This window comes from Leisingera coralii (genome assembly GCF_049056525.1).
Lineage (GTDB): Bacteria > Pseudomonadota > Alphaproteobacteria > Rhodobacterales > Rhodobacteraceae > Leisingera > Leisingera coralii.
The window spans coordinates 1-13,498 of the sequence record NZ_JBHUPT010000097.1 but is presented as its reverse complement, the minus strand read 5'-3'; the positions used below and the strand labels follow the sequence as shown (position 1 = coordinate 13,498).

Annotated in this window: 11 protein-coding genes; 10 read left to right on the top strand and 1 reads right to left on the bottom strand. The window is 57.8% G+C overall.

Features of this window, described 5'->3' with window-relative positions:
* The first annotated feature begins 173 nt into the window (after positions 1-173).
* The 3 genes from ACFMBG_RS23015 (at position 174) to ACFMBG_RS23005 (ending at position 1,947) form a co-directional block, all read left to right on the top strand.
* Entirely contained in the window at positions 174-1,145 is a 972-nt protein-coding gene (locus tag ACFMBG_RS23015) for a metallophosphoesterase family protein (RefSeq protein WP_421056993.1), read from the top strand.
* 240 nt (positions 1,146-1,385) lie between these two features.
* Complete coding sequence (gene relB / locus ACFMBG_RS23010; protein ID WP_421056992.1) at positions 1,386-1,679, top strand: type II toxin-antitoxin system RelB family antitoxin; 294 nt, start codon at positions 1,386-1,388, stop codon at positions 1,677-1,679.
* Positions 1,672-1,947, top strand: a complete 276-nt coding sequence (locus ACFMBG_RS23005) for a type II toxin-antitoxin system RelE/ParE family toxin (RefSeq protein WP_421056991.1) — start codon at positions 1,672-1,674, stop codon at positions 1,945-1,947. The genes relB and ACFMBG_RS23005 overlap by 8 nt, the downstream gene beginning before the upstream one ends.
* A gap of 20 nt (positions 1,948-1,967) precedes the next feature.
* Here the strand turns inward: ACFMBG_RS23005 and ACFMBG_RS23000 are convergent, their stop codons facing one another.
* On the bottom strand, positions 1,968-2,549 hold the full coding sequence (locus ACFMBG_RS23000; RefSeq protein WP_421056990.1) for a recombinase family protein: 582 nt from the start codon (positions 2,547-2,549) through the stop codon (positions 1,968-1,970).
* Positions 2,550-3,158: 609 nt separating this feature from the next.
* Between ACFMBG_RS23000 and ACFMBG_RS22995 the strand changes: the two genes are divergently transcribed.
* The 7 genes from ACFMBG_RS22995 to ACFMBG_RS22965 all read left to right on the top strand — a co-directional run bounded on the left by ACFMBG_RS22995 (position 3,159) and on the right by ACFMBG_RS22965 (position 13,323).
* On the top strand, positions 3,159-3,611 hold the full coding sequence (locus tag ACFMBG_RS22995; protein ID WP_421056989.1) for a hypothetical protein: 453 nt from the start codon (positions 3,159-3,161) through the stop codon (positions 3,609-3,611).
* 426 nt (positions 3,612-4,037) lie between these two features.
* Positions 4,038-4,724, top strand: a complete 687-nt coding sequence (locus ACFMBG_RS22990) for a sugar transferase (RefSeq protein ID WP_421056988.1) — start codon at positions 4,038-4,040, stop codon at positions 4,722-4,724.
* 109 nt (positions 4,725-4,833) lie between these two features.
* Complete coding sequence (locus tag ACFMBG_RS22985) at positions 4,834-6,957, top strand: GumC family protein (protein WP_421056987.1); 2,124 nt, start codon at positions 4,834-4,836, stop codon at positions 6,955-6,957.
* 803 nt (positions 6,958-7,760) lie between these two features.
* The gene (locus ACFMBG_RS22980; RefSeq protein WP_421056986.1) at positions 7,761-9,812 is read left to right on the top strand and encodes a YjbH domain-containing protein; all 2,052 of its coding nucleotides are present in this window, start codon (positions 7,761-7,763) and stop codon (positions 9,810-9,812) included.
* Complete coding sequence (locus tag ACFMBG_RS22975; RefSeq protein WP_421056985.1) at positions 9,809-10,462, top strand: YjbF family lipoprotein; 654 nt, start codon at positions 9,809-9,811, stop codon at positions 10,460-10,462. Before ACFMBG_RS22980 ends, ACFMBG_RS22975 begins: the two co-directional genes overlap by 4 nt.
* 25 nt (positions 10,463-10,487) lie before the next feature.
* Positions 10,488-11,867: a polysaccharide biosynthesis/export family protein gene (locus ACFMBG_RS22970; RefSeq protein WP_421056994.1), complete on the top strand. Its 1,380-nt coding sequence runs from the start codon at positions 10,488-10,490 to the stop codon at positions 11,865-11,867.
* A gap of 166 nt (positions 11,868-12,033) precedes the next feature.
* Positions 12,034-13,323 (top strand): Gfo/Idh/MocA family protein, encoded by a 1,290-nt coding sequence (locus ACFMBG_RS22965; protein ID WP_421056984.1) that lies wholly within the window; start codon positions 12,034-12,036, stop codon positions 13,321-13,323.
* Positions 13,324-13,498 lie beyond the last annotated feature (175 nt).

The following is a 13,498-nucleotide window of genomic DNA, read 5'->3' as shown; positions in this document are numbered from 1 at the left end:
CACGCCCTCGATAAAGCCTGCCATGATTATCTCCCGCTGCCCGTCTGGAGATTACCATGCCAGGGAGTTTCCACATAGCCTCGGCTCACTGCCGCCATGCGGCGGCATCAAACCGCGACACGTCCAGGATGTGAAAACTTGACCGCTTCTTCGACAATGTTGATTTGGCCCGTTTGAAGATAGAGTACATCAAATTCATCACGGCACCGTATTTCGGGGCCAACAAATTGAAAGGCAGCGAACACATCGGCATGGGGGTGCCAGATTGCGGCACCGTTTTAGCCTGCTCGCTTGCCTCTATACGGTCGAACCATTATCACCAAAGTGATTGTCAAAGCCCTGGTGCTATGCCCAGCACCAGGGCTCGCTGCATCAAGAAGGTCGAGGGAGATCCGCTGATCGTGTTGTCATCCTTGTTTCAGAAATTCGGCGACTGGGCCGGGCAGGGCGCATCCTTTCCTGATCCAGCACCGGACATACCGCTCTGTGTGATTGGGGATGTGCATGGCTGTCTACCGCTGCTGGAGCGCATGCTCCGTCAAGTGCCGCATGGCCACCGGATCATTCTTGCCGGGGATTATATCGACCGGGGCGAGCAGAGTGCCGAAGTGCTGCGTTACCTCCGGGAGCGTCCGGACTTGACCTGCCTGATGGGCAACCACGAGGACATGCTGTTGCGATTTCTCCAGGATCCCGGCGGTGAGGGCGGGCGCTGGATCAGGAATGGAGGCCTGCAGACTCTGGCCTCATTTGACGTTCGCGGCGCGCGGCCGCAAATGAACAGAGAGGAACTCTGTGAATGCCGGGACAGGTTGCAGGAGGCGATGGGGGAGACGCTGACATCCTGGGTGGCTGGATTGGAAACCTCGGTGCTGTCGGGCAATGTTCTGGCCGTCCACGCAGGCGCGGATCCGCGCGCAGCTCCAGATGAGCAAACAGAGGACGCCATTTTGTGGGGGCATCCCGATTTCATCCGCAAACCGCGGCGGGACGGAATCTGGGTGGTTCATGGCCACACCATTGTAAACCAGCCGGCGGCAGAGCAGGGTCGGATAGCAGTGGATACGGGGGCCTATGCTACCGGAACTCTGTCTGCAGTCTGCCTGGACGGCAGCGCGCCGCGGTTCCTAACCGCGCAAATGTGACGACGCGCCGGGCTGCGCACCAGAAACTCTCTTTCAGCCCCGGTCCCGCAACCTCTAGGCTAAAGCTTGCACAGTCAATCTGTTCAAGTGTCTGTTCCATTGTGCTTCAGCCGGTATTTCGCGGGGGGGCTCCCTTGGTTTTGTAAAGTGCAGGGGACACACACGAGAAGTTCCTTTCGGACAGCTTGAATGAATCTCATTTGAGATACATAGTGTCTCAGGAAATTAGGAGAACATGCCATGCCCGCCCAAACCTCGATGCTACACGTCCGTGTGGACGACCAACTCAAGGCACAAGCGGCCGACGCTCTGTCCAGTGTTGGCCTGACGCTGTCAGATGCTGTGCGTATTCTACTGACCCGCGTTGCTGCCGAGGGTGGTCTGCCTGCCGGTCTGACAGCAGATCCGGATGCCTATGACGCCTGGTTCCGCGCCAAGGTTCAGGAGGCACTGTCAGATCCGACCCCGGCCACCCCGCACGACCAGGTGATGCAGGACGCTCGCACCCTGATCGACAAAAAGCGCCGTGCCTGAACTTGTATGGAAGGCCCCGGCGGTCGCTGACTTGATGGCGATTGTCGACTACATCTCGGATGACAACCCAGACGCAGCCCTTGCCCTCATGGAAGAAATCCAGGGTAAGGTGGAACTGCTCACAACCCATCCGAAACGCTGCCGCCCTGGCAGGGTAAAGGGTACTCGGGAACTAGTGGTCCGACCCAACTACATAGTGGTCTATACCGAAACCACAGCGGCGGTGACAGTGCTGCGCGTGCTCCACACTGTGCAGATGTGGCCCTAGCCGGATTGGGTGAGCTGGCCTTATTCCATTACCGCTGTCCGGTGTAAGACCCGGTAGACCGTGGGACGGGAGACATCAAAGACCTCAGCCAAATCACCGATAGAATAGTCGCCAGTGTCATACATCCTGCGCAATTCAATTTGGCGGCGCGGGGAAAGTTTCGGTTTCTTGCCCTTCAGCTTGCCTTTCGCCCGGGCAATAGCCATGCCTTCCTTGGTGCGCATCCGGATCAGATCCACTTCGAACTCGGCAAAGGTCGCGAGGATGTTGAAGAACATCTTTCCCATAGGATCGGCCGGATCATAAACGCTGTGGCCGAGCGCCAGTCTGACCCCGCGCTCTTCCAGCTCCGCGGCGATGGCTCTTGCGTCGGGAACAGAACGTGCAAGACGGTCGAGCTTGGCAACGACAAACGTGTCCCCCTGGCGCACCGCTGCCAAAGCCTGAGCCAAACCAGGGCGTTCGCGACTTGTCCCGGTCAGCCCATGATCAGTGTAGATCCGGTCGTCTGGCACATCCAAATCCAGAAGCGCTGCACGCTGTGCGGCCAGATCCTGTTTGTCCGTCGAACAGCGAGCATAGCCAATACGGATTCCCGTCATAAACAACTCCTTTGGGTTGGCCCGAGGCAAAGTTGCTTCTCAACAGCGTAGATATAACGCAAGAGGCCCCCACAATGAGACTATTGCCGTACCACTCAAATGAGAACCGATTTCTGCAGTAAATGCAGAAACGGGTATCTGGGTGGAAGAATGTCCGTTTAAGGATCCCCTTTCGAACAAACCGCAACCTGCTACTCGAGAAGAGAGCAGGGCGCGTATCCGGGCTGACGTCTTGAGGAACAACACTCCTTGACCCGAAAACTATCCCCATTTGGGGGCATCCGCCTCACCGCGATTATGATGCAATGCCTCTTGAGGCATCACGGTCCCCTTTCGCGCCGGGTCGGCTGCAGGAGCAGCCGCAGCAACAGTACTAAGGTGGCCACCACCCAGGCAGGAGCCGACGACGACACCCTGAAGAGAAATCAGGAGGGATTTTGTGATGGGTATCAAAGACGGCACTGCGAACAGGGAGGTCCGTGATCCACTATGTAACATACGGACCAGCGACACCAAGAGCACCGGTCGCGTTTACAGCGTGGCCTCCAGAATGGCTCGGAAAGCGGGATCCGCGCCCGAATGCCAAGCGCTCTCTGCAATCCCGCTCAGATGACACGGTTCGGAAAGGTCGCTGCTGCCTTCGGTTTGGCTCTAGCGCCGCTACTGTCTTCGGCGGCAGATGCGAACCAAATTCTTATCGTAGGAGACGACCCCGGCGGCTACCTGCACCTCCGATTGATTGAGCTGAAGAAGCTTCGACGAAGCGGTGTGCGCGTCGAAATTAGAGGCCGGATCTGCTACTCTACCTGCACTATGTTTCTGGGATTGCCAGGCACCTGCGTGCACCCCCACACCATTTTCGGCTTCCATGGCCCCTCACGAAACGGTCGGCGTCTGCGACAGAAGGATTTCGATTACTTCAGTCAAGTGATGGCAGACTACTACCCTAAACCGCTGAAGGCTTGGTTTATGGAGAGAGCGCGCAACCGGATTGTCGGCGTCTACAAAATAAAGGGCAGCGAACTCATCCGTATAGGAATACCTGCCTGTGAGCGGCCTTAGGAAAGAATGGCAGACAACCGAAACATGGCCAATACCTGCAATGCGGACGGAGGATTGAACCGCGCCGGGCCCAGAGCTCAGCCCACCTGACGCCCAACACTAAGGCAAGTCTACAAAGTTCAGGTATCCACGCACTGCCCGCGCAACGATCCGAATTTTTGCTCAAACGCAGCAAAATATTTCACTTTACAACCATGAGGAATGCAAATAGCTATTTCAAATAGGAAATTCACCTTAAGGGAGAGTGGCGGAACGTGGCTTGCGCACTCATCTTTCGCAATGCGTGGTGCAATATGTGGTTAGTACTACCTAATAAGACACAACATGCAGACTCCCGGCATGCAACCATAACTCCATCACGTTACTAAATTAGTTTTAACACCCCAAAGCGCTTTCGGTAGCAGTTGGGAAGCAGGGTATTTGGCGATGCAAGACTTCTCCTTTTCCGCACAAGCCATCGAAAACGGTATTACGCGCGAAACTTCTGGTCTGGCGGCGTCTGGCTTTTATGCTGTTGCCGGGAAGCGGGCCTTCGATATCACTCTCGCTTTGGTTCTGTTGCCGGTTATTGCCCCCATCATCTTAGTCTTGTGGTTTATCGTGCGCCACGATGGCGGGCCCGGCTTTTTTGGACACACCCGAGTAGGGCAGAAGGGCGAGCCGTTCAAGTGCTGGAAGATCCGCAGTATGGTGGCGGATGCAGAATCCCGACTGCAAGCATATTTGGATGACAACCCAGAGGCCGCAGCGGAATGGGAGCGCGATCACAAACTTACCAACGACCCGCGCATCAACCGGCTGGGCCATTTCCTGCGCGAGACCAGTTTGGATGAGTTGCCGCAGATATTGAACGTTCTGAAGGGCGAGATGAGCTTTGTCGGCCCGCGGCCGATCGTCGCCAAGGAGCTTACTAAATACGGAGAAAGCGTTGCGGCCTATCTTGTCCAGAAGCCCGGAATAACCGGGCCTTGGCAGATCTCAGGGCGCAACGACATCAGTTATGATCAGCGAGTGGCGCTGGATGTGACCTATCTGTCCCGACGCAGCTTTTTGTGTGATCTTAAAATCATCCTGATGACAGCTTCGGCCATCCTAGGTAGGACTGGTCGTTGAAACCCGCCATTCGAGCAATTGTGTGAAGACCTTTTCTATTCAACCTCTGACGTGTATGCGAAGTTGGCGCGCATGCAGCGCCGACAGCCATTTGAGTAGTTGAGGATTCATGAAACAAGCGCCTTTGAATGAAGCTTCTTTCGCCGTGGCGCGGCCAGCGCCAGTTGAAGCCCCAGAAGACGATGTGATCGATCTTAGCGCCTTGCTTGCCACTTTGTGGCGCGGCAAGTGGATCGTGGTTCTGGCAACAGTCACTACAATTCTACTCGGCGCCCTCTACGCTTTTGTAGCAGCTGTTCCGATTTACACATCCAGCGCGGTCGTGATGCTGGAGACCAAGCAGGAAAGCATTGTTAATCTGCAAAGTGTTGTGGGTGGGCTGTCTGGGGATTCCTCGGAGGTCAATTCCGAGCTCGAAGTGTTGAAGTCGCGGGGCCTGATGGGCAAGGTCGTCGACAAGCTCGACCTGATTTCGGACCCGGAATTCAATGCCGAGATTCGCCCTCCTTCCGCCCTCAGCAGCTTGCAGTCATTTCTGGGATGGGCGGACAATCCCTCAGATGTGTTCCCCGAGCTGGCGGCGAAGCTAATCCGCGACGATGTTATTTCTGCCCTTCTGGAGCAGGTATCGGTCCGCAATGTGCCCCAGAGCCTCGTTTTTCAGGTCACGGTTGAAACGGAGTCTGCTCGCAAATCCGCACTGATCGCTGACACCATTGTGGATCTCTACATCCTTAACCAGATTGAGGTTAAATTCGATGCCACCGAGCAAGCAACGACCTGGCTAACCGACCGAGTGGCAGAACTACAGGTGGAGCTGGAAACTGCGGAAGCAAAAGCAAACGAGTTTAACAGCTCAACAACTCTGGTATCACCAGAATCCCTCCAAGCCCAAGAGGTGCAACTGAAGGATTTGCGCGAGCGCATCTCCTTAGCCAAAACGGCATCAGAAAATGCTAAGGTGCGCTATGAAAGTCTACGGGCCGCAGAGACCCGTGAGGCCCAGGCGGAAGTCAGTCAGGACCGGCAGTTGCAGCGGCTCCTAGAGCAGTCCAGCGGCACAGAGTCTTGGGAGGCGTCCTTTGACACTGCCTTCCAACGTCTTCTTGCCAGGGCTGCACTGGAAAGCCGACGTGCGACGCAGCAGATGCAGGCTTTAACCTTGTCGGAAGCGGAGCTGACCAAACAGATCGCTCAGCAAAGCGAAGATCTAATCACGCTGCAGCAGCTCACCCGGGAAGCTGAAGCTGTGCGCCTGCTATACGAGTACTTCCTGACCCGCCTGAAGGAAACCTCTGCCCAAGAAGGCATTCAGAAAGCCGACAGCCGAATGCTTTCGCGGGGCGTAATCCCGACTAGGCCTTCCGCACCCAAGAAGTCCCTGATCCTTGCCATGAGCGGGATCCTCGGGCTGATGCTTGGCGCCGGTATTGTGCTGCTTCAAGAAGCCCGGCGCAGAGGATACCGCTCTGCACAAGAGGTAGAGCGCAAGACCGGGTACAGTGTGCTTGGCCAGATCCCGGTGTTCCCGGCTAGCGGGCGCCGTAAAGTCTTGGAATACCTCACAGAGAAACCGTCTTCGGCAACAGCGGAAGCCGTTCGCAACCTGCGCACTTCCCTGATGCTCTCCAATGTTGACCGCCCGCCGCAGGTTGTGGTCATGACGTCCTCTCTGCCAGGTGAAGGCAAGACCACCAACTCTCTGGCTCTCGCGCAGAACTTTGTAGGAATTGGCAAAAAGGTTCTTCTGATCGAGGGAGACATCCGGCGGAGGACCATGACTGCGCAGCTCAGCAATGTGCCGTCCAAGGGGATTGTTTCTGTGCTGGCCGGGGAAACTGCCGCAGAGGAGGCAATCTTTCAGGACAGCCTGTTGGGATGCGACATCCTAGCTGGAGAAAAGACATCAGCTAACGCGGCTGACCTCTTTGCCTCCGAACGGTTCCGGGAGTTCCTGGACGAGATGCGTCAGCGCTATGACGTCATCCTGATCGACACTCCTCCCGTGCTGATCGTGTCTGACGCCCGGCTGATCGCCCGGAGTGCTGATGCGGTGCTGTTGACGGTCAAATGGAATGACACTGTAGAGCAGGATGTGGCTGAAAGCCTGCGCCTCTTCCACACTGATAACCAGCGTCTGGCCGGGATGATCCTAGGACAGATCAGTACTCGTAAGATGAAACAATACGGTTACAGCTACGGCGACTACGGGTCGAAGTATTACGCAAACTAACCGCCCCGCTGCAGGAAGGGAAAAGGAGAAGGCGCGCCTCATTGGAGACGCGCCTTTTCTTGTTTTGACGTTCAGCGCAGCTTTAGTTTGTGCTGACGGTGCTTGTGGTGGAGGGTGTCGAACCACCGCCTGCAGCAGCGGCAACACCTGCAACTGCGGCTACCGCGCCCAAGGCCGGGGCGACAAGCGGTACGAAGCCAGTAACACCTGCCGCTGATGCAGCACCAGCTGCGCCTACAGGAGCACCAACTGAGGTTGCCCCTACTGATGCCGTAGTCGTGGTACCAGCGGGGGTGGCTTGCGCAGCCCCACCGGATGCGCTGCTACCGGATGTTGATGCGTTAGTGGATTCTTGCGCATAAACGCTGGCTGCAGAAAGGGCCAAAGCCACAAGAGCAATCCTGATCATCGTCAATCTCCTAAAACCTATCCTACACTAAACTATCATGCCTTTCGCGGTCTGAGAATGCTGCACTGCGCAAAAGTAGTCTACGTATCCGGGAAAACACCATTTTTCACTCTTCCTTGCTCTCAATTGCTTCTGCCGGCAGCGTTTCTCAAAGGCCTCATTCAAATTTGGCGCAGGATCAGTAGGTATCGACACCCTGAAGAGATGAAACTATCAGGCAGATTCGCCACAGAGGACGGGCATTTCACTTTTCTTGGCCGGGATGCGGGACACCCCATTTAAAAGGGGGTAGGGGAAAGAGCGTGCTAAAAGTGATTGTTTTGACGATATGAGAAGATCAGCATTTCAGAGACGGAAACAGCTTCTGGCTGCACTATTGGCAGCTGTTCCGACAATGGCACAAGCACAGAGCACATCCAATTACGGCACGCCGGGTCTGATCGAAACCCCAACAGCTGAGATGTATCCCGATGGCACGCTGTCTTTTACGAGCGGCATGCTAGACAAGACCTTGCGCGCCACCATGACCTTCCAGATGCTGCCTTGGGTTCATGGCAGCTTCCGTTATGCTGTAATCGAGGATTTCGATGGGGCCATCGGCAACCGATACGACCGCAGCTTCGACATCCACTTTCTGTTGCGCGAGGAAGGCCAAAGAGCTCCGGCCCTGGCCCTCGGGTTGCGCGACTTTGGCGGCACCGGAATCTACGCCTCAGAGTATTTGGTTGCCACCAAGACCTTCCGAGACCGCCTTAAGCTGTCAGGCGGCATCGGGTGGGGGCGTTTGGCAGGGAGAGGAAGTTTCTCCAACCCTCTGGGACTTCTGTCAGACCGCTTCAAAACGCGTCCTGACGCTAACGCCGGTGGCATATCGACAACCGGCCAGCTTGATTTTGGCAATTGGTTCCGGGGCGATGCCGTGTTCTTCGGCGGGGCCAGCTGGGCCTACAGCGACCGCCTGACCCTGCTGGCTGAATACTCACCGGATCTCTACAGCGCCGAGCGTGACAGGGTCGGCTTCGAAGTCAGCTCGCCGCTCAACTTCGGCGCCCAGTATCGCTTCCGGAACGGATCACAGCTGACCGCTGCCTATATGCACGGCACGACCCTAGGGCTCAGCTATAGCTATTTCATCGATCCGCGCCAAAGCGTGGCACCGGGCGGGCAGGGGGCCTCGCCGCCGCCCTTGGTACCCATTGACCGAGTGGCGCTCGCCAGCTGGAACCTACCGGATGATCCGCCCACGGTAGGACTCATGCAGCAGGTTCTGGCCCAAAGGCTGGAGCAGGAAGGGCTGCGGCTGGTCTATCTTGAGGGCAAAGGGGAAATTCTGCGGGTCGGGGTCGAAAACGCCACCTACGGTCAGGCTGCGCAGGCGATCGGGCGCACGACGCGGGTGCTGGCCAATACCCAGCCGCCGCAAACGCAAAGCTTTGATATTGCACTCATGTCAAACGGCGTGCCACTCAGCTCTGTCCGCATCAACCGCGAGGATCTCTATGAGCTGGAACATGATCTAGATGGTTCCTGGCGCAGCTTTGCCCGCGCCGAAATATCGGACAGCATACCGTTGATCGAAGGCGGTTTCACAAGCGACGCTTACCCCCATTTCGCTTACCGTTTCGGCCCCTATTTACAGGCCTCCTTCTTCGACCCCGATGCGCCTCTGCGATATGAAATCGGTGCCCAGCTGGGCACCGATTACACGCCGACACCGGGGGTGACGCTGTCCGCTGGAATGCGTCAGCCTGCGGTCGGCAACCTGGATGGCAGCCAGCGCCAGTCGAACTCGGTGATCCAGCGAGTGCGTTCGGATTGGGGACTCTATGCCCAGCAGTCAGATTTACGTATCGAACATCTGACCGCCGAGTACATCTGGCGGCCAGGTACCAATCTTTATGCACGCACCACACTTGGTTACTTGGAGACAATGTACGGCGGCCTGTCAGCCGAGCTACTATGGTTCCCCCCAAACAGCCGTTTGGCCTTGGGGGCGGAGATGAACTATGTCAAGCAGCGCGACTTCGACGTGCTGTTCGGTTTCCAAGATTATTCCACCGACACAGGTCATGTCTCGGCATATTACGATCTTCCTGGTGAATACCATGCACAGATTGATGTTGGCCGCTACTTGGCTGGCGACTACGGAGCCACCGTCACGCTCGACAGGGAGTTTGCCAATGGTTTCAAAGTTGGTGCCTTCTTTACTCTCACGGACGTCGGCTTTGACGATTTTGGAGAGGGGTCGTTCGACAAAGGGATCCGGCTGGAAATTCCGGTTTCCTGGCTGACTGGTCGTCCCTCGCGGAACAAACTGGCACAAGTGATCCGTCCAGTGCTGCGGGACGGCGGTGCACGGCTCAACGTGCGCAACCGCCTCTATGGCGTTACTCGTGAGGCACGCGCCCAACAGCTTGCCAAAGGATGGGGAAGGTTCTTGCGATGAAGCTTCAGCTCCGGCCTCTTGGCTCCGCGGCGCTCTGCCTCATACTGATGTCCTGTGGCGAAGCAAAAGACGATTTCGATCTTCTGCGCGGCGCACTGCAACCAGATGCACCACGGTTCCATCCGCGGGCCAACGCGCTGGCGTCAGCACGCCCAATTCCGCCACGTTTGGAAGTAGGTTTTCCTTCCCGCGACCTGAGCGGCGTGATGCTATTGGAGACAGAACGGGAGGGGGTGCAATCTTGGCTTACCGCCGACGGGGCAACCATCACGCTGGAGCAAGGTTTCCTCACCTCTGCCAAGGGTTTTGGCTCCGGTCTTGCTGCCTCGGATGTGCGCCAGAGTGCAGACTTGATCCTAGCTCGACAGTCAGGCAAGGTGGAGCGGCTGCACAGCTTCTTAAACGGCAATGATCAGATCGAGCTGCGTGCCTACAAATGTGAGGTGGAGCCGCTGGGCACCGAGAGCATTTTTGTCCTTGGCCGTCACATTGCCACACATAAGTTGGAAGAACGCTGCCACGGGGTCGCGGACAGCTTCACAAATACCTATTGGGTAGGCAAAAAGGAAGCCGTGCTCGTCCAGTCTTCGCAATGGACCGGCAGCTTCCTTGGCAATCTCTTCATGAAAGCGGTGCCGGATGAGATTTGAGTTTAAATTGATTGGAGGACGCATCGTGCGCCGCATTTCTGTTGCCCTTAGCGCCTTGGCCGTGGCTGGACTAGTCTCCGGCTGTTCAACCATCTACCGCAGCCCGGCGGTGACAGCAGGCGTGTCAGACGCAGGTAAGGTACGAGTGGTAGCAGTTACGCCGGAAACCGTGATGGTTGCCAACCGTGCACCGTATCAGCCGAAAACACTACCAGTGGTTTTCCAGATCTCTGCTGGCACCGGCGCCGGCGCCAGCCCCCGCGGTGTGGGGACATTGCCCAATCCCCCCTCCACACAGGACGATAGCCGCCAAGGTCTGAGGCTCGCCCCTCCCCCTAACGTGGATCCCGGTCCCTACACCATTGGAACCGGCGATGTGGTGGTTTTGTCCACCCCTTCAACGCAAGGCACAGTTGCCGAGCTTTCCGGACTGCTGGCGGCCCAGAACAGCCGCAACGGCTATACGGTGCAGGATGACGGCTCAATCAACATCCCGGACGTAGGCCGGGTTAGGATTGCCGGTCTCACCGTGGACGAGGCCGAAGCGTTGCTGTTCCAGCGCCTGGTAGAAAGCCAGATCGACCCCACCTTCAGCCTGGAAGTCTCCGAGTTCAACTCCCGCCGCGTCTCAGTCGGCGGCGCCGTGGGCAAGCCCGGCGTGCTGCCGATTACCCTGACGTCACTCACCCTCGGTGAGGCGCTGGCGGCGGCTGGTTCCGTTTCTGTCGCTGACATCGACGTCAGCTCGGTACGGATCTACCGCGACGGCACCATGTATCAGATCCCACTTGAGGATCTCTATTCACGTTCCGAACTGCAGCGCCTCAACCTGTTAGCGGGAGACTCGGTGTTTGTGGACACCGATTACGACCTCAGCCGCGCTGAGCGCTACTTTGCCCAGCAGATCCAGCTTCAGCAGACCACCCTCGCCGGCCGCCAAGCGGCGATTGATGAGCTGACTGCAGCTCTCACCTTGCGCCGCGCCGACCTGAATGAGCGCCGTGAGAATTTCACCCAGGCGCTGGATCTGGACGCGGTGGATCGGGACTATGTCTATCTCAGCGGCGAGGTTCGCACCCAAGGCCGCTACACGCTGCCGTTCGAGCGTAAGGCCACCTTGGCCGATGCGCTGTTCGATACCGGCGGCGGCATCGCCAAAGAAACCGGAGACGCCTCGGAAGTATACGTGCTGCGTGCCTCCGATGATATCCGCGAGTTTGGCGCGGTCACGGCCTGGCATCTGGACGTGCGCAACGCCGCGCACCTGGCGCTGGCGGCTAGGTTCGAACTGCGCCCGGATGATATCGTTTTCGTGGCAGAAAACCCGGTCACCCGCTGGGGCCGCACCATTGACCAAATTACGCCGTCCCTGATTACAGCGCCGGTCAATGCGTTGGCGGATTAATACGTGGTCCGTACCGACGCGCAGGCCTTGTCTCGATTACCTGCCCCAGCCCCTCAAAACCGAACACAAGAATCGACACGAGGCAGCCAGTTGATAGCCATTTGAACCAAATCGCGTAACCGGACTTAAGACCCTCCAACTTTTAAAACCCCGAGGATTCTTGCCAATGAATATCGCCTTCGCAGGCTGCGGGTTTGTCTTTGACATCTACATGCGCACGGTCCGCGCCCATGACCAGCTGAGCATCAAGGGCGTCTTTGACACCAATCCGGAGCGCATGCAGCGCGTTCAAGCACATTACGGGTTTCATGCTTACGGCAGCTACGATGAAATTCTTGTCGATCCGGAGGTCGATATCGTCGTCAACCTGACCCCAATCGGCGCGCATTACGCGGTCAGTAAACGAGCGCTAGAAGCCGGCAAACACGTCTACTCCGAAAAACCACTCACCAAGCGCATGGAGGAAACCCGCGAACTGTTTGCACTTGCCGAGGCCAATGGCGTCCGCCTTGGCGCCGCCCCTTGCAATATCTTCAGCGACACCGTCCGGACCATGTACAAGGCGATCGCAGACGGAGCCATTGGTAAGCCGCTTCTGGTCTATGCCGAACTGGACGACAACCCGATCCACCTGATGGAGTTCGAGAAAGTTAAAAGCCCCACTGGCGTCCCCTGGCCACTGACTGAGGAAATCCACGAGGGCTGCACCTATGAACATCTGGGGTATCATCTGGTCTGGATCTGCGGCCTACTCGGGCCTGCAGTTTCGGTTACCGCTTTTTCCAGCGAGCTGATCGAAAACAAAACCGACGGCCTGCCCGCCCGAGTCGGCACCCCGGATTACTCGGTTGCCAATTTGCATTTTGCCAATGGCGCCGCGGCGCGGATCACCTGCAGCGTGGTGGCCCCGCGCGACCACCGCATGCGGGTGATCGGATATGAGGGCGAGATTACCGGAGACAGCTACCGCCACTACCGCTCGCCGGTGTTCCTGGAGCGCTACAGCAAGGGCAGCTTAAGCGCCCGCAAGTTCCATAGCCTGCGCGCCCACCCCGGTCTGGGCCGCCTGTTCGGCATCGGCGGCCGCAAGATCCCGCTGGCGCGCAACTGGAAGACCGCTGCCGTCGAAAAGGACCAGCAGATGAAAACCTCTCTAAAGCAGCGGCTGGTGGAATGGCTGCGCCGCCGCGAGGTCTATGCCCAGGACAAATTCATCGGTATCGCCGAAATGGCACGGGAGATCCGGGATGGCCGCCCACAATTCCTGACTCCGGACTTCATCATGCATGTCAATGAGTTGACCCTGCTGACCCAGGGCGCGGGCAGTAATGGCATCGCGGTCAGGCCGACAACCAGCTTTGAGCCTCTGGGACCGTTGCCCGGCACTGAAAGCGGTACCCGCAGCTATGCTAAAGTAGCTCGGCCCGGACTGCTGGAGAAACTGCTCTCCCGCTGATCCCGCCGCCCCCGCCTGTGCCCGGATTCCCGGTTCAGGAAGGCCGGACCGCGCTGCGGGCCGCTGCGGCGCAGGCCGCCAGGTTCTGCAGCTTGGTTGTGCCGACCAGCGGCAGGGTAACCTCGGACTGCCGGATCAGTTCGGAAATCCGGTCCCGGACATGGGCGCCCGGATC

Bases quoted from the DNA above. Each gene is read 5' to 3' on its own strand.
- ACFMBG_RS23000 (WP_421056990.1), bottom strand. From the start codon at position 2,549: ATGACGGGAATCCGTATTGGCTATGCTCGCTGTTCGACGGACAAACAG.
- ACFMBG_RS22990 (WP_421056988.1), top strand. From the start codon at position 4,038: ATGCAAGACTTCTCCTTTTCCGCACAAGCCATCGAAAACGGTATTACG.
- ACFMBG_RS22980 (WP_421056986.1), top strand. From the start codon at position 7,761: ATGGCACAAGCACAGAGCACATCCAATTACGGCACGCCGGGTCTGATC.
- ACFMBG_RS22995 (WP_421056989.1), top strand. From the start codon at position 3,159: ATGACACGGTTCGGAAAGGTCGCTGCTGCCTTCGGTTTGGCTCTAGCG.
- relB (WP_421056992.1), top strand. From the start codon at position 1,386: ATGCCCGCCCAAACCTCGATGCTACACGTCCGTGTGGACGACCAACTC.
- ACFMBG_RS22975 (WP_421056985.1), top strand. From the start codon at position 9,809: ATGAAGCTTCAGCTCCGGCCTCTTGGCTCCGCGGCGCTCTGCCTCATA.
- ACFMBG_RS22965 (WP_421056984.1), top strand. From the start codon at position 12,034: ATGAATATCGCCTTCGCAGGCTGCGGGTTTGTCTTTGACATCTACATG.
- ACFMBG_RS22985 (WP_421056987.1), top strand. From the start codon at position 4,834: ATGAAACAAGCGCCTTTGAATGAAGCTTCTTTCGCCGTGGCGCGGCCA.